The organism is Rhodocytophaga aerolata (genome assembly GCF_030503435.1).
Classification (GTDB): Bacteria; Bacteroidota; Bacteroidia; order Cytophagales; family 172606-1; genus Rhodocytophaga; species Rhodocytophaga aerolata.
On sequence record NZ_JAUKPO010000004.1, the window covers coordinates 276,771 to 292,819 of the forward strand.

The following is a 16,049-nucleotide window of genomic DNA, read 5'->3' on the forward strand; positions in this document are numbered from 1 at the left end:
CACTAAAAACCCTTACAGTTATAGTAAGGTTTTTTAGTGATAGAATGTATAATATACCCTTATTTCACACTCAGGGTAGTCCGTTTGTAACGGGTGGTACGGGCATCTTTTATTACCCCTTTCCAGTTGAGGCCATAGCCAAAATCATAGGTATTTCCTTCCGAATCTACATAACATTTCATATCACGGGGTACATCTTCCGCCTGGGCTTCTACCGTTTGCATATCAGCAGGCATTTGTAGGGGCAGCAAAGCGGAAGGTTCACTGGCTCCGCTAACTATTTCCATCAGCGCCTGGTCTTGTACACCAAAGTGAATGAGAATGGCACTGGCTTGCTTTTCAAACTCTTTCATAATTGCCGGGTTCGATAAATTCATAGCCACAATTACTGGCTTGCCCTTCATTTTGGCCTGTGTTTCGGTAACCATCGTTAAATCCGTATGGTTGATAGCTTTAGTCCGTTTACCTTCATAGGAACGGTTGGTAAACTTTTCCAGCGGATCACCTCCGGCAATACTTGTGTTCCGGGTGCCCTTGGCTGTATATTCTTCATATTGCAAACTTATAGGTACGTAGCCTGTTTCTCCTGCTTTGGCTGCTTCGCTGTTGTACCCCCCACCAGAATTCGGACTTTGAATAAATACCAAGGCATAATCGGCTTCCTCCGGATTTTCTGTTACCTGGAAATATTTTTTCACAATGGCCAGGTTCACCGGGTAATCTAGCTTTTCGGGGGTAGCCATTCCCAGGAAGTTGCGGCCAGCCGGGGTGAACCGTTTGGGTATGTATACCTTTTTATTTTTCTGCAAAGGCAATGCTTTATCTTTGTTTTTGAGCATCACCACTGATTGGAGCTGGGCCTGATAGCCAGCCTGCATAAACTCTGGTTTGCCTACGGTTTGTTTGGAGACTTGTGGGTCCAGATAGGGGTTTTCAAACAAACCTACCTGAAAGATATTACGCAGCAAGCGCACAGCCGATTGTTCAAACCGTTTCCGCATGCTTGCTTCCCCATGCTCTTTTACTCCCATCTGATACGCCTCTAACACCGGAGGCATTTCATTATTGCCCCCAAACTGGTCTACACCAGCCATCAGGGCTTTGTAATGCCGCTCGGCTACGGATAATTTTTCTACACCCCATGATTTGCCTGTTAAAAACACATCTACTGCTGTTTCATCGCCAGTAACCAGCCAATCCGTACACACTACGCCATCGTATTTATATTTGTCTCTGAGTAAATCGCCAATAATATATTTGTTGTAGCCATTGCCTACATTTTCATTATTCTTTTTATCCTGGTTATAGGAAATGGTATAGTAGGGCATCACAGCGGAAGCCATTTTGGTTTTGCCACTCAGTTTAAAAGCACCTTCGGTAAAGGGCAGAAAATGTGTTTGGAAGTTATTGCCAGGATATACGGCATATTTGCCATAGCCGTAATGTGCATCTCGGCCACCCTCACCAGAACCTCCGCCTGGCCAGTGTTTCACCATGGCATTTACACTGGTATAGCCCCATCCGTTTTTAATCTCCTGAGTGCCCATAGAGGTCTGAAAGCCGTCAGTATAGGCCCTTGCCATATCGGTTGCGAGCATGGGGTCTTCGCCAAAAGTTCCGCTTACCCGGTTCCAGCGGGGATCGGTGGCTAAATCTACCTGCGGAGATAAAGCTGTGGCAATGCCTAATGCCCGGTATTCTGCCGCGGCAATTTGCCCGAATTGTTTCACCAGTTCCGGATTAAAGGTAGCTGCCAATCCTAGTGAACCCGGCCACATAGAGATTGTTCCACCAGACCCTGCATTGTATTCGGCATCTGCTTTTGTGCCATTCCTGGGATCAGAACTAGTATTGATGGGTATTCCCATGCCTATTCCCTCCACCAAAGCTTGTGCCTTATTATTCCATTGAGCCGCTACTTCGGGGCTCTGCACAGAGGTAATGAGCACATGCCGCAGATGGTCTTTGGTCAGAAATTCTTTTTGCTGATCCGACAGGTCAGAAGGATTGGCGCCACTCTCGGCAAATGGTTTTCCATTATAGGTGCCAGCAAACGGTCCTGCGGCTGCTACAGGAATGGGTTGATGTTTGCTGTACAACATTAATCCGGCTATTTGCTCCACCGAAAGTTTAGAGGCTAAGTCTTTGGCCCGTTCGTCTACCGGCAACCGCCAATCCTCATATTTGTCCAGCTTTCCATTTTTATTAAGGTCCTTGAATGAAAAGCCATTCTCTGTCAAAATGGTTATACCGGATGCAGAAGAATAGGTAAGTGTCGGCCCATTTTTGTTCACAACAACCTGAATAGGTTCATCTTGTTGCTTTTCTGATGAAGATTTCATTGAAGGTTGGCCAGCCGGAGGCATGCCTGGCAAAAGAAAAGCAGCCAGGCTTAGCAGGTGTAGGGGAAGGTATCTCATAGACGTATTGGTATAACTACTTTTTCATTGTGTTATACTGACACAATTTACGGGATTTTACTTAAAGAACAAAAGTTGACTATTTATTCCTGAAATATGTCTATTTAGTTACTTGGTAGCTTTAAGGGCTCGGTTACTTTTTTTTCGTTCATAGTCAGGTAGAAACCACCAGCTGTGAATAAAGAAAGTACTCCGGCTGACCACCATAGTGTGGCAAACCCGGCATAACTGATCACTTTAGTACCCAGAAAAGGTGCCAGAATAAAAGCGGCTGCAAATGCCATCGAATACAAGCCCAGATAACTTCCCCGGTTGCGTTCACCTGCCCGTTTTACCGTGTAGGTTACCATAAACGGCATAGCAAATATTTCGGAAAAGGTTAACAGCACCATAGCTATTATCAAAATTACCGGAGCCGAAAATAGATTCAGTAACACAAACGAAAAGCCGCAAAGTAAGGTACCCAATACCACCTGATGCCATATGATGGTTTTTCTTTCCAGCCGGTGTACAATAATCATTTCAAAAAGAAAGACGAGCAAACCGTTAAAACCCAACAACAAGCCTATCTGAATTTCTGACAGGTGATACACTTCCCGGTAATACAGCGGAAGGGTGAAGAAAAACTGAGTAAACGAAATGGCATAACAGGTAACAAACACCAGGAAAAGTAAAAAGGGAATATCGAGGTAGGGTGATTTTTCGGATACCGACTGCTGTACGGCTGGCGTGGATTGCCTGGCTGGGAGTTGCCGGAAATACAGATAAAAGAAAAGTCCGGCTACTATACAGGTCAATCCATCTGCTATGAAAATCCAATAATAGGAAATGGAAGCCAGCAACCCGCCGATGGCCGGCCCAATAGAAAAGCCTAAATTAATAGCCATCCGGTTCAATGAAAATGAACGGGTTACATTCTCCGGACGGGCATACAAGGCTATGGAAGCAGAGTTAGCAGGCCGGAGGCATTCGGAGATCACACTCAGCAGCAATATGCCGGCTAACAGCAAATAATAGGTTGTAATATGCGCCAATACCAGAAACAAGCAGCCGCCTGCTACTAAACTCAATACCTGTACCAGAAAGGGGCTTAATTTGTCGGAAAGCCAGCCACCCAGTAGAGCACCGGCCATAGAGCCTATACCAAAAGCCGTAAGGATAATACCCGCCTGCTCAATAGTAAATTTCAAGGAACCAGTGAGGTATACACTCAGGAAAGGCACTACCATGGAGCCACTGCGGTTAATAAACATAACCAGGGCAAGCATCCAGGAAGGGGTAGATAACCCTCCGTATGCATTCCGGTAGAGGCGGATAATGGATGTCATAGGCAGCAAACAGAAAAGTATGCAAAGGTATTATCTTTCTGTTTGCTTTTCTATGAACCAACCATCCAGAATTTTAGTAGTTATCTAAGTAACACTGGAGCATGTACTGTCCGGGAACCTGTCTCTGCTTGCAGGGTTTTCAGTATTTGGATTCCTGTCTGGTTCAAGGGTTTTGCCTGGTTAGAAAGAATAACCACTCCCCTGGTATAATCACTGGTAAAAGCTATGTAGGCAGCAAAGCCGCCGGTTTTTCCTGCCAGCCAGATTATTTCTTCGGTCGTTCCGGGCAGGTTACTCATTATCCAGCCTAAGCCGGCTTTGCTGCCTTTGAGTTCTTTATGCCGGATAGTTTCTCTAGGGTTTTGTGCCAGCCGTACGGCAGGTAACCACTCTGTTTCGGTTACACCCATATTTACCGCAAGGAATTGCATCATATCTTCAATTGTACCATGTAAGCCGGCAGAAGGCGCCAGTACATCAAACTCCCAGGGCTTGGCTGCTTTATTTGTTTGAGTATAGCCTTGTATGCGGTTGTTGTGTGCTTCTGCCGGGAACAGGTGAAACGTATGAGATAAATTTAAGGGTTGGAGCACCCGTTCCTGTAACAAAGTCTCATAGGGCCGGGATGTTTTTAAGGCTAAGCTATGGCCCAGTAATGCCATGCCTACATGAGAATATTGGTACTCAAACCCACTGGTGAACGTAATAGGATGATTGTTTAAATACCTGTATAAATCTTTCGTTGTATAGCTGGCATAGGGATTTTTTGGATGTAGCCTGGAAATAAAATCCGGAGGGTTGGCTGGGAATCCGGCTGTATGGGTAGCCAGATTGCAAAGCAGGATACTAATCGTTTCATCATTTGTCTTAGGGTCGCAGGCATACAGGTTATATCCCGGCCCCACTGGTTCACAGGTTAATTTCTGGTAAACCGGAAGCCGTTGCCCTGGCATCAAGGCTTGCAACGGGGTTTCGATGTTTAAGTCACCTTCCACGGCCATGCGGGCAAGCAAGGTAGTAGTAAACAAGCTGCTAAGTTCGCCAAGCTCGAAAACGGCCTCATTTGATTTAACTTTTATTTGCTGACTATTGTAGGCTTGTCCGAAACTAAAGATCTGTTTCTTGCCTGCTTCAACAATGCCTATAGCCAGCAGGCGGTTTTTTTCAGAACCCATATAGAGCCTGGCCAGGCTGTCAATTGTTTGCTTTTGTGCTTCCTGTGCAAACGTAACCATGCTGAAGAGCAGCATTCCGAGGGTAATAAAAGCTTTCATGGCATTGAGTGGGTTTAAGTTGATGGCATTGACTTCTAGCTTCGTAGCCTTTCTGTAAGAGTAAAGGTGCAGATAAACTATGGCTCATGCGATGACACCGGTTATGGTGGCCCATGATATTTATCACTACCTGGCATTCCATCAAGGGCTTTGTTGATTTCACCTTCTTCTTTCATGACATAAGTCATGGGAATGGGTGATTATTGTACTTGTTTGTGGGCGGTACTTGGCGGAAATTTGTTTAAACCAGACTTAGGAAAGCTGGACGAGAGACAATCTCCTGTTTTTGCGTTTGTTGGGGTATTTTCTACCAAGGAGCCCTTCATTTAGTTGTACCTAGTATCCATTTCATTTTTTTCCTTCTGAGTTATGAAAACTGTTATATGCACCACCGATGCCAGCCCGATGGGCAGAAATGCGGTACACTATGTAAAAAATTTCTGCCGGAGCGTGCGCCCTTCGTTGATTCTACTGGAGCACGCTTCCTTACAGCACCTGTTTACTTCCCTGCCTGCTGTGCCGGATGAATATTATTTCCCTGTAGATAAAGCCTGGAACGACTCAGGTAATTCTTCTGCGGAAGTGGCTATGCTCACGGAACCTTCTGTCAGACTACAGGCAATTCATAGTATAGCCAAAAATGCTGTTGCCTCTGAAGCAGATATGCTGATAACCGGCGTAGATAGAAGCTTTACCTATGCCGACTGTCTGGGACAACCTCTGGCAGAATTAGTAAAACAAGCCAAATGCCCTGCATTGTTGATTCCGGAAACAGTTGTTTTTAAACCTATCCAGCGGATTTTACTGGTTATCGATCATGAATGTTCTATTGAACCCAGGATGAAATTTATTGAGGAAATAGCCAGAAATTTTGGTGCAGAAATATTTCTGTACCAGTTAAACAGACCTTGTGCCGGATCAGGCACCCATCCTTTTTACCAGTGTTCGGTAGATTTTTATTTCACCTTTCCTTACAGCTTTATCCATTTTGAAGAAGCAGAAACAGAAAACACTGCCGATACCATTTGCAAACTGGTGCAGCAGACCAAAGCTGATCTGCTGATTACCGTGCCTGAAATTCAAACACAGGTGCCCGGTCCTGCCTATGCTGACGTTTCAGATATGGCTGCCCAGGCTGCATCATTAGACATTCCTTTACTGGCTATTGATACACAGCCCAGGCACCCGGTAGAATCTACAGGGTATCCCTTTGAATAAATGTAACCGAGTTTACCCATAACGCATATAGCTATGTTAGGTGTATTAAATCAGGAACAAATAGATTTTGTATTACGCAGCCAGATGATCGGCCATATAGGCTGCTGTGATGCCGGTAGAGTGTATGTGCTGCCAGTTACCTATGTATATGACGGAGAGTATATTTATGGCCACACGAAAGAAGGCCTGAAAATAGAGATGATGCGGAACAACCCTCAGGTTTGTTTTCAGGTGGATGCTATTCAGAATCTTGCCAACTGGCAAAGCGTAGTAATTCAGGGCACCTTTGAAGAACTTTCCGGCGAAGCTAGCCACCAAGCAGAACGCTTACTCCTGAACCGGATATTACCTTTTCAGGTAAGCGAAACTATTCCTTCCGGCGGAATAGATATTCATCAGCTAGCCAGTATCAGCCGCCCGGTTCTGGTTACTTACCGGATCAGCATAGAAGAGAAATCTGGCAGGTACGAGAAAAGGTAAGGATGCCTGAGAAAGTACAGAAAGTCTATTTAAGAAAAGATACTACTTGGAAAAAGCAATACAACTGGCCGGTCTACTTGGCCCCATCTTGGTTGTCCTTTCTATTTCAGAAGGGCTTAATCTTCATATCTGGGAAAGAGTGGAAGCAAACCTGGTATATTTGAATGGTTTACTTTTATTTGTTGGAGGGCTTTCCATTGTCCGCACCTATAATTATTGGGCATTGGACTGGCCTATGATGATCACCCTGACAGGCTGGTTGTCTCTTATGGCAGGGCTTTACAGAATGTTTTTTCCTAATGCCAGGCAGCTTAAAAAAAGTACATTTACGTATGTAGTGCTCCTACTATTACTTGTAACAGGCATTATACTGACGTATAAAGGTTATTTTGATTGAAAAAGCCTATCATAACTGAGGTAAACCACCAACCAGACTAAACGTATGGCTAACGCTATACAAGCCGGTAACATGGCCACCAAACTCAAGTCCCAAGCCTGAAGCCAACGTTCCGGTTGTATGGACTTCATTCGTACATTTACTTTCTCTGGCTTAGTAATGTATGTAAAACCCGGAGGTATTCCCTATTCTCATTAATTCCATTATGGCCTTGTCCTGGCAACACAATTACCTGATCGGTAGGTTTCAGATGCCGCTGTAATTTCCCTGACGAGCCATAATAAATTACATAATCTTTATCTCCATGAAAAATAGTAATAGGTGCCTGAATCCTGGGAATAAATTCATAGGTCTTAAATCTATACTTAAATAAAAACGGCGGCAGCGTAGCGTAAATAACCGGCGAGATATTCTGCATCAGATCCAGCAAACTATAGTAAGGGGCTTTCAGGATAAGCCGGCCAGGTTGGTTATTGGCTGCCAGCATAGCAGCCGATGCCGTACCAATAGAAAAGCCTATCACGACAATGGTTTCCTCCGCATACGCCTGTTTTATATACGTATAGGCAGTTTGCACATCGGCAAAGAATTGGTTCTCATCTGTCAGTTTTCCTTCACTTTTGCCAAACCCGCGGTAATCCAGCACAAAAAAATCGTAGCCTACTCTGGTATAGGTACTAGCCAGTTCGCCCCAGGTATTGACTGCCCCGGCATTTCCATGCAGAAAAAACACCAGACCTTTGCTTGAATCAGCCTTAAACAGAACGCCATGAAGGTGGGTGCCATCGGCTGCCGGGATGAAATGCTCCTGAAAAGGCTGACTGAACGTGAAGCGGTAGCTTGCCGGAATTTTTTCCGGGTAAAAAATCAGTTTCTCCTGGTAAAAATAAAAGACGCTGCAAAAAATCAGATAAAGCACCGAAAAAATTCCTATGATCCACAAAATCATTTTTTTCATGTAAATGATATAGCCCTACCCTACCGGCTACGTAAGAGCAATATACACATGGATGCAGCTTTTTCAAAAACCGCCCGGAAACTGTGTATATAGATCTGGCTTTGTACGCGTGCCTTTATTACTTACAAAAGAAAACCGGCAGAAAAGAAATGGATTCCTCCCTTGCCGGCTTTCCGATTTCAATGTCAGGTATAATGTTCAGTAACTAACTGATTTTGGTTAGTTTTTTCCCTCCCTGCATTTTAATGAGCATATACTGTACCTTGCCGTTTTCTTCAATAAATTCTATTTCTATTTCAGGTCCTTTCATAAAAAATTTATTAATACCTTCAGCCGTTAACTCCATTTTTTCGGCATCGCCTACAGCTAAGGCATATAATTTATTGCCTTCTACTGATATGGTAACATTAAATTGCGGGTCAAGCTGGTATACGCCTGCATATCTGGCAAGCACTTCTTCGTCTAAAGTAACTTCTACTTTTTGCTTGGGAAGATTATACGCTTCGTTGAATACAAGAGCCGTTAAATCATCGCTTAGTTGCCGGCCATCTACATCCCCATAGTTCGACAGAAAGATAATACACACCTCTTGCTCCGGAAAACGGATCAGATTTGTAACAAACCCATCCGGACTTTTCCCACTATGGCTTACCTGCTTTTTGCCATATTTTTCACCTACCTGCCATCCATATCCATACCCGGCCTGATAGGGCGTAAAGGCCATTTGTTTTGATTGTTCAGATAAAATAGCATTCGTATAGAGGCTTCGGTCCCAGGCATACAAATCGCGTACAGACGAGTAAATACATCCTGCACCGGCTGGCGTAGTAATATCCATCGGGTTAGCCGGTATCCATTCGGCAGTTTGTGGATTGGTAATATACCCTCTGGCCTGGAACTCGGACGTCCGGTTGTTGGCATCTTTCCCGGTATGAGCTACTTTCAGTTTAGAGAAAATTTCCTGCTGGTATAAACTACCTAACTCTTTCCCTGTCACTTTTTCGGCAATGTACGAAAGCAATACATAGTTTGAGTTGCTGTAGCCAAAGCGGGTTCCTGGCTGAAATTCCAACGGCAGGTTTTTGAAATGTTCCATGGTTTGCTTTGACGTTAAGGAATGGTTAATCCAGGTTTTAAAATAATCTGGCAAAGTTGTATAGCTAACAATTCCGGAAGAATGGCTTAACAAATGCTTGATCTGGATTTTTTCTCCGTTGGGATAATCCGGTATAAACTTAGTCAAGGCATCATCCAGGGCTATTTTCTTTTGCTCAGCTAGCCTGAGAATAATTGCGGAGGTAAACGTTTTGGTGATAGAAGCAATGCGGAACTCGGTATCTGGGGTGTTGGGCAACTTTTTTTCCAGATTAGCCATTCCATACCCTTTTTCAAAAAGAATGTCTCCTTTTCTGGCAATTAGTACAGATCCGCTGAATTTTTTCTGCTTGGTATAAGCTGTCATCAATTCGTCGGCTTTGGTGGCAATCTCGTTGGTTTGCGCGGAAGTTTGTGTGGCATAAGTGAGCAGAACCGAAATAAAGAATAAGAACTTTTTCATACGTAGTGTTGCGTTTTAGTTTGTTTTTCAAGCAGGGATATCCAAAGGCCATGCCATTTACGCAACCTACTGCAATTCAATGTTTTATTCATAATTTTGCCCTTAGCAACAGCATATAGTTGTGCGAGATCACGCTGACTTGTGCTTTTCCGCACACATATAAAATACTTCTGCAGCCGGACCCATTTTTTCGGGAAGAACAGTGTTTGATAGACTATTGAACGCTTGTGTTCCGGTATCACGTTGTGCTGGGCTTACAAGCAGGGCTGGCATTCTGGTTAAACCTGTTGGAAGACCTTATTTCCATTTAGTATGCCCCAGAATTTTCTTTCACACTAGGTAAATACAAACCAACACAGGTGATTTCTTATCTGTTGGTCATCTAAAACAAGTTCACGAATCTCTTTTGGAAGCTGATCCCGCTGCCATTGACATTCTTTTTGCCCCATTTTCTCTCTATCCTTTTCTTCAACAGATTCTTGAACCGCTCTGATAGCATAGGCAGCAGCCCCCAGTTCATGTGCCGCCACATGCGCCACAGCCACAGCTTGTCCGGCTGCCAAGGCTGCGAAGCGGGCAGCAAGGGGCATTCCTTTGGCAGCAGCATTGGCCGCAAAGGCGGCCTTGTGGGCTTGTTTCATCGGTATCTCTCCGTTTGCCCATGCCCGTGTCAAAACTATGGCTTGTCTTGGCCGTTCATCTTCAGCATGGAGTTGCTCAAACAGGTGTAGTACGTGTTCTGCACATGTAGCCGCCCACAAGGCAAGTAACTGATGATGTGAATCGGTTAATGTTCCTCCTCGCCTGAGGGTGATAAACCTTGGATCTCTTTCTTTGGGTAGTATCATAGGCTAGCCTTGCGTTTACCGGCTGGTTTTTATTGGTTGTGAATGAATGGCGTAAGAACTCACACATACCATTGCTTCCTGTTGAGCATTAGCAGCATGGTTGTTGCAGGGTTTGATGTTCTAGCCTTTATTTAGTGTACTTTTCTAAATCCTTCTTCATGATTTCCAATCGTTCCAAGTAGGCATCTTGTAAGTGATTGGTATTCCCCTCTTCATTTTCCCTAGTACTCTTTCCATCTACGATTTTGAAGAGTTTGCTTAAGTCTACTTCATTGTTGGCTAATCGTTGTAAGGTGACTAGCTTCTGTCTTTCTAAAGCTATTATTCCCAATTCTTTGAGTGCAGGTGCTATTTTTCCTTCTATTTTTAATTGGCCAAAAACAGTTGCAATTATAGCTTTATCCATGCAATCTATGAAAAACTCATCCTCTTGCTGTAATTGATTAATAAATTCTAAGTCCAATGACTGCACGCATCCATCACATGCATACTTGAAGCCAAAGCCATCAATATGGTCAAACATGAAAGCCACAATATCAGCTTTCCCTTTTGTTTCTCGGTACCAATCCTCTAAATTGTAAAGCGTATCGGCCCCGTCATCATTGCCAAAGGGAGAGAATTCGTCCAAACAATCAGTGTAAAATTCATCCTTCATTAATTCATTGAATCGAGGATGACTAGTGGCAGGATCAGGACCAATTTCTGGATCATCCAGGTAAAACTTTTTCATGCTTTCAATTTATCTCTTTTAATGACTAATGACATAGAACATATATATACACCTACCTCTAATTAGCAGGTAGGTGTATGTAGCAAATATATAAAATACACAATAATAGCTATATCATTCGGTTACCTGCCCGACATTTGTCTGGTCCTATTCATGGCCATAGGCATCAGGTGTGGGCTAATCCGCAGATATACCTGGCCAGACAGAGGATTGTTGCCGTAGATAGCATTTAAGCGGGATTCTGCCATGTATACGCTGCCTTGTATGCCCAGGCTAAAATTGGTGTTCCATTTGCGGAGAACTGTATAATTCGTACCCAACGTAAGAGCATTGATGTCAAATATCTCATCGTCTCCAAGCTGTTGTTCCACCTGCAACTCCCCAGACGATTTTTGTACCCACTCATACCGGCCATACACTGCAAATTTATCCAGCTGCAAATTAGATTCTGCCGTGAGGGAATGCTCTTTGTGGTGGCCTCCGGCATCATTAAATCCCCAAATCAATGCCGAGTTGAGGTGATAATTTTCTCCGGCCAGAGGTAAAGCATGTAGTACAGAAGCAGTAGTGCGCCATACATCTTCTTCTGGCTCCACCACTTCGGGGCTTTTGATAAATGCCTGAGAGGCCTGAATAGCAAAGTTAGCCGTTGGATTGACCGACAACCGGTAAGAATAAGAATCGAAGCGGGGTTTATCCAACCCATACCGGGCTTCTCCAGGCTCGCGGCCCGTAAATACCGATGCTTCAGCCTTAACTATTTTGTACCGGATACCGGCCGTAGCCACGCCAAAGGTTATATGCGTAGCATCTTGCCAGTGGTGGCCAAGCGGAGAATCCAGGTTATTGAAACTGGATGGACGGTGCATAAAAGCTACCGGCCCTAACGCAGGTTCCCCGGGATACGCCAGATAGGCAAACACATCTATGTCCTTAGATAGCATATGCGTATAGGCTACCGATAATTCAGAAAACAGGTTATGGGGATGTTGCCGGTCTACCAGTGGCTGCCCCTGAAAGGTTTCACCCGTCTGGAAAAGCAGCGGATAGCCATCGCCTCCGAATAAGGGATCTAAGGAAAACATCGTGCTGAAGCGGAACAATCCTCTCTTTCCTACCCTTCGCTGACCCATAGCCATAAACCAGTTAGGGGCATCTATTTTTGTATCGCCTCTGGTGCCTTTGTTGGTAATATCCTGATTATTATACCGCACAAACACGTTGCCATGAACCATATACATCCATTTATCGGTATGAATCATGTATCCATACATGGGTGCCAGATCGGGAAGCCAGCCAGAGCCGGAGCCGTTTCTGTTCATGGGCAGATTCAGGGAGAACGCATGCGACATAGGGGCAGCTGTAGAATCGTGCATCATCAAATGTCCTTCATGCGATTGTACGGTATCTGTTGGTGTTTGATGGGTGTCGTGCCCGGTATGATCTCCATGCTGGGCAAAAAGGGAAGTATAACTGAGTAGTACTAAACTAGCAATATAAACTGAGGTATATAGAATTTTCATAGGTATTAACATTTTATGGGAGAAAAACAAAGCCACTTTTGCTGGAGTGGCTTTGTTCTAGGTAACATATCACACATGGGCACTACGGCACGCCTCTGCACAGCTGTGGCAAGCCTGGGCACATTGCTGGCAGTGTTCGTGATGGTGTTTGGCACATTCATCGCCGCACATCTGGCAGATTTTCTCACACACTTGCAGAAATTCTGCTGCCACCTCCGAATGGCGCTGAAGCAACCGGGCGGCCTGCAGGCATATATCTGAACAATCTCTGTCCAGGGCGATGCAGCGTGCCATCATTTGCACATCCTTTTCTTGTAAACAAGCGGTGGCACAGTTTTCACACGTAAACGCACATTCCAGTAACTGGCGGATAAGATCCTGGTGTTGTTGGGTTTGCATAGGAGTAGAATTTTAGGTGAACAAACAACTATCTCCTGTGTTTACCCATCCACTGCACTGAAGGTTACAGCCTGGGCTTCAGCAATCCAAGCTGCTCACTGCCTTTAATGGCTACCTTTGCCAGTAGGTATCACAAAGTTTCCGCTACATAGCCAGCTTTTTTAACGATGTCTTTAATCTGGTCGGCCTTTACTTTCGTGGTGCTGACCGATAAAATTTTATTCGGATTGTTGGTATCTACTTCCCATTTATCAATGCCTTCCAGGGAGTTTAGGTATGGAGTAACTTGTGCTACACAGCCTCCACACTTTATGTTTGTTTTAAATTTTAAAGTTTCCATAATTGTTGTTAGTTAGTATAATTCGAAATACCGGTAATTCAATCTACGGTGCTTAATTCTAAGCTTGATGCCAGAGCCACCCCGGAAATTACCTGGCTCCAGATAAATCTGCAGACAGATAAACCCAGGCGAGGAGTAGCTAATAGCTATGTAATAAAGCCCGTACCTTCATTAGTTAACCTGTACAAAGATGGACGATACGCTGCTAGTTAGCGTTACATAATTTTTACTTTATTGTATAAGATTTTTTTATACGTGGTGGGTCTTTTGTATAAAGAAGTCAGTTAAGTCCTACTTCATCCAGCGGTTTACGCTTGTTTTCTTTTATTTGCTTAAAATGGCTAGGCGTATACCCGGTTACTTTCTTGAATTGGTTAGATAGATGCTGAACACTGCTATAGCCCATCTGGTAGGCTACCTCACTTAGCGTAAGTTCATTATATACCAAAAGCTCCTTAACCCGCTCTATTTTTTGCAGGATGATGTACTTCTCAATAGTAGTATTTTCCACAGAAGAGAACAAGGTACTCAGGTAATGGTAATCCATATGCAAAGCTTCCGCCAAATAATCGGAGTAGTTTGTATGCAGGTGCTGCCCGGTATTTTTGTGGTGAATGAGCTCAACAATTAAGGTTTTTATTTTTTCAATAATCTTCACTTTTTTGTCGTCAATCAGTTCAAACCCATTATCTGCCAGAATCTCGCGTACTTCTTGTAGCTTTTCTGCTGGTAGATGTCCGGTAACCACCGCCTCTCCTAAGGTAATACTGCGCACATCTAATCTATTTTTTTCCAGCTCTTCTTTCACCACCCGGATGCAGCGGTTACATACCATATTTTTTATAAATAAGCTTGTTGTTTCCATTATGTCGGTAATTTATCTAAATAAGCAATAGTAGGGCAATAAAATTCACTCGGGCAAGAGGTAAACATACAGATAACATAGCATTTTTTTAAATAGAACGGCTTTTACCAAGCATACTGTTCAGTGTTAGGTAAAGTCTACCGGTTTGCTGTTAGGTTTCCACCTCTTGAATAGCAGGCAGGTAATAATGATCCCCAGAAAAAATCCACTGATTCCGATAACAAACAGGGAGCCCATGCTGTATGTATGATTTTCTATGCTCTGTTTCAGAATGATTACAGCACCTGTAAAAAACAAGACAGAGAACCAGAATCCAAATTTAGCTTGTGCTGAAATAGGTGGCAGCGAATTCTCTCCTGGTTCGTTAAACAGTACCCACCCAATAGCCAGCAGCCCAACCAACGATCCTATATATTCTATGTACACGTATATCTGGTAATTGAAGGGTCCGATGGCCAACTCTTTGCCAAAAAAATCTGGTGCTTGCTTATATACCCAACCTTGTGTATTGCCTGCTTCATCCCAAAGCAGGTGAGAAATGGCTCCAATGAATGCAGAAAAAAGTACGATATGCCAGTTCTTCCTTAGAAATAAAAAGATATTTTGAGGCAGGTATTTAGCAAATTTCCGGTTTAATGGGCTTGGCAAATACAAAATAAGTGTATTCCTGATCCACAGATGAAAAATCAGGGTAAGCAACAGAGTTGCCGGTAAATCAAACACAAAAATACCCGGGAATGTATGTCCGTAATCTTCTTCCCCACTCATCTGAAAAAAATACAGCAGATCCGGCGACATGCTACCAATAACCAGACCTGTCAGCGAAAACCATTCCGGCTTTATTTTCTTTAAAGGCAATACAATAGCTGGGTGTGAGAAAGTAAAGGGCATAAGGGTGTATACGTCTGGTATTGGCTAATGACGGATACGAATCCCTTCTGGTTTTAAAAAATACGCAGCTGCTAATCTGGCTGTATCTGGTTGCGGTCTACAAACTCTTTGAAGGCTTTGCGATACGTATCACTGATGGGTATAAAAACAGTACCTATCTGCACCCGTTCTTTATGAATAACATCTATGGCATCCAATGCCACAATGTATGAATGGTGTATCCGGATAAAACGTTCGGAGGGTAGCTGGGCTTCCAGTTGTTTCAATCGCTGGAGGCTCACAATTTTTTGCTGCCGGGTATGGATGGCTACATAGTCTTTCAGGCCTTCCACATACAAAATATCATTCCAGCGGATCTTTACCATTTTGGTGCCATCTTTTACAAAGACGAAAGGCTGATGATACGGCTGATTTTCTATAACCGGGTTTTCTTTGGGCGGCGATTGAATAATAACCGGCACTGCTGGCTGAAGCTGAGCCAGGCGCTGGCTGGCTTTCTCTACGCTTTTTAAAAAACGGTCGAAGGTGATGGGTTTTAGCAGGTAATCTACCACATCCAGCTCATAGCCTTCCAGCGCATATTCAGAGTAGGCGGTGGTGAGAATAACCAATGGTTTTTTTTGCAACACTTTCAGCAAGGTGATCCCAGTAAGCTCGGGCATCTGGATGTCGAGAAACAATAAATCTATTGGTTTGTTACGCAGCACTTCAATAGCTGTCATGGGGCTGGAGCAGGTGTCTGCCAGCTGCAAATAGGGTACTTTCCGCACATATTCTGTAAGCAGGTTGCGGGCCAGGGGTTCATCATCCACGATGAGGC

16 protein-coding genes are annotated in these 16,049 nt (G+C 44.0%); 3 read left to right on the top strand and 13 right to left on the bottom strand.

Annotated features, from left to right (window positions below):
- Nucleotides 1–59 precede the first annotated feature (59 nt).
- The 3 genes from Q0590_RS09985 to Q0590_RS09995 all read right to left on the bottom strand — a co-directional run bounded on the left by Q0590_RS09985 (nucleotide 60) and on the right by Q0590_RS09995 (nucleotide 5,022).
- On the bottom strand, nucleotides 60–2,342 hold the full coding sequence (locus Q0590_RS09985) for a glycoside hydrolase family 3 protein (RefSeq protein ID WP_302037502.1): 2,283 nt from the start codon (nucleotides 2,340–2,342) through the stop codon (nucleotides 60–62).
- A 182-nt stretch (nucleotides 2,343–2,524) separates the two neighbouring features.
- Entirely contained in the window at nucleotides 2,525–3,748 is a 1,224-nt protein-coding gene (locus Q0590_RS09990) for an MFS transporter (RefSeq protein ID WP_302037381.1), read from the bottom strand.
- A gap of 80 nt (nucleotides 3,749–3,828) precedes the next feature.
- Nucleotides 3,829–5,022 (bottom strand): serine hydrolase domain-containing protein, encoded by a 1,194-nt coding sequence (locus Q0590_RS09995; RefSeq protein WP_302037382.1) that lies wholly within the window; start codon nucleotides 5,020–5,022, stop codon nucleotides 3,829–3,831.
- Between the two features lie 369 nt (nucleotides 5,023–5,391).
- On the opposite strand from Q0590_RS09995, the gene Q0590_RS10000 reads away from it, so the two are divergent.
- The 3 genes from Q0590_RS10000 to Q0590_RS10010 are packed head-to-tail and all read left to right on the top strand — an operon-like array spanning nucleotide 5,392 to nucleotide 7,117.
- Nucleotides 5,392–6,240: a hypothetical protein gene (locus tag Q0590_RS10000; RefSeq protein ID WP_302037383.1), complete on the top strand. Its 849-nt coding sequence runs from the start codon at nucleotides 5,392–5,394 to the stop codon at nucleotides 6,238–6,240.
- Between the two features lie 33 nt (nucleotides 6,241–6,273).
- Nucleotides 6,274–6,720 carry a pyridoxamine 5'-phosphate oxidase family protein gene (locus Q0590_RS10005; protein WP_302037384.1) on the top strand — a complete coding sequence of 149 codons (447 nt, stop codon included), beginning with the start codon at nucleotides 6,274–6,276 and terminating at the stop codon, nucleotides 6,718–6,720.
- A gap of 46 nt (nucleotides 6,721–6,766) precedes the next feature.
- Nucleotides 6,767–7,117 (top strand): hypothetical protein, encoded by a 351-nt coding sequence (locus Q0590_RS10010; RefSeq protein ID WP_302037385.1) that lies wholly within the window; start codon nucleotides 6,767–6,769, stop codon nucleotides 7,115–7,117.
- A 139-nt stretch (nucleotides 7,118–7,256) separates the two neighbouring features.
- On the opposite strand, the gene Q0590_RS10015 is transcribed toward Q0590_RS10010, so the two are convergent.
- The 10 genes from Q0590_RS10015 to Q0590_RS10060 all read right to left on the bottom strand — a co-directional run bounded on the left by Q0590_RS10015 (nucleotide 7,257) and on the right by Q0590_RS10060 (nucleotide 16,041).
- Complete coding sequence (locus tag Q0590_RS10015; RefSeq protein WP_302037386.1) at nucleotides 7,257–8,075, bottom strand: alpha/beta hydrolase; 819 nt, start codon at nucleotides 8,073–8,075, stop codon at nucleotides 7,257–7,259.
- 205 nt (nucleotides 8,076–8,280) lie between these two features.
- Nucleotides 8,281–9,633: a serine hydrolase gene (locus tag Q0590_RS10020; protein WP_302037387.1), complete on the bottom strand. Its 1,353-nt coding sequence runs from the start codon at nucleotides 9,631–9,633 to the stop codon at nucleotides 8,281–8,283.
- Between the two features lie 335 nt (nucleotides 9,634–9,968).
- Entirely contained in the window at nucleotides 9,969–10,481 is a 513-nt protein-coding gene (locus Q0590_RS10025; RefSeq protein WP_302037388.1) for a putative immunity protein, read from the bottom strand.
- Nucleotides 10,482–10,608: 127 nt separating this feature from the next.
- The gene (locus tag Q0590_RS10030; RefSeq protein WP_302037389.1) at nucleotides 10,609–11,211 is read right to left on the bottom strand and encodes a hypothetical protein; all 603 of its coding nucleotides are present in this window, start codon (nucleotides 11,209–11,211) and stop codon (nucleotides 10,609–10,611) included.
- A 122-nt stretch (nucleotides 11,212–11,333) separates the two neighbouring features.
- The gene (locus Q0590_RS10035; RefSeq protein WP_302037390.1) at nucleotides 11,334–12,734 is read right to left on the bottom strand and encodes a hypothetical protein; all 1,401 of its coding nucleotides are present in this window, start codon (nucleotides 12,732–12,734) and stop codon (nucleotides 11,334–11,336) included.
- Nucleotides 12,735–12,803: 69 nt separating this feature from the next.
- On the bottom strand, nucleotides 12,804–13,133 hold the full coding sequence (locus Q0590_RS10040) for a four-helix bundle copper-binding protein (protein WP_302037391.1): 330 nt from the start codon (nucleotides 13,131–13,133) through the stop codon (nucleotides 12,804–12,806).
- A gap of 130 nt (nucleotides 13,134–13,263) precedes the next feature.
- A complete protein-coding gene (locus Q0590_RS10045; RefSeq protein WP_302037392.1) occupies nucleotides 13,264–13,473 on the bottom strand; it encodes a heavy-metal-associated domain-containing protein in 210 nt (69 codons plus the stop codon).
- A 280-nt stretch (nucleotides 13,474–13,753) separates the two neighbouring features.
- On the bottom strand, nucleotides 13,754–14,338 hold the full coding sequence (locus Q0590_RS10050; protein ID WP_302037393.1) for an AraC family transcriptional regulator: 585 nt from the start codon (nucleotides 14,336–14,338) through the stop codon (nucleotides 13,754–13,756).
- A 126-nt stretch (nucleotides 14,339–14,464) separates the two neighbouring features.
- Entirely contained in the window at nucleotides 14,465–15,229 is a 765-nt protein-coding gene (locus tag Q0590_RS10055; RefSeq protein WP_302037394.1) for a DUF4184 family protein, read from the bottom strand.
- Between the two features lie 71 nt (nucleotides 15,230–15,300).
- Complete coding sequence (locus tag Q0590_RS10060; protein ID WP_302037395.1) at nucleotides 15,301–16,041, bottom strand: LytR/AlgR family response regulator transcription factor; 741 nt, start codon at nucleotides 16,039–16,041, stop codon at nucleotides 15,301–15,303.
- Nucleotides 16,042–16,049: the final 8 nt, after the last annotated feature.